This window comes from Pseudorhodobacter sp. E13 (assembly GCF_003991405.1).
In the GTDB taxonomy this organism is placed as follows: domain Bacteria; phylum Pseudomonadota; class Alphaproteobacteria; order Rhodobacterales; family Rhodobacteraceae; genus Pseudorhodobacter.
On record NZ_RPEN01000036.1, the window covers coordinates 1 to 223 of the forward strand.

Below are 223 nucleotides of genomic sequence, written 5' to 3' on the forward strand. Positions count from 1 at the left end.
TTCCACAACGGTGCCGCCGAGGGATTCGATCCCGCCGCCGACGGTGGTCATGACAACCATGCCCAGGCCCACGATGGCTGCGGTCAGCACAACCCAGTCAACCGTCACGGCACCGGATTCGTCGTTGAAGAATTTGTTGATGAAGGTCTTCAGTTTCATAGCATGTTCCCTTTCGAGGAAGTTGAGCATCAGGTTTCAAAACCGTTTCGGATCGTCTCGGTCA

General features: G+C 55.2%; 1 protein-coding gene. It reads right to left on the bottom strand.

Annotated elements, in window-relative coordinates; genetic code table 11:
• Positions 1-159 (bottom strand): hypothetical protein (locus tag EGN72_RS19650; RefSeq protein ID WP_199743669.1); only part of this gene is annotated, 159 nt, incomplete at its 3' end.
• Positions 160-223: the final 64 nt, after the last annotated feature.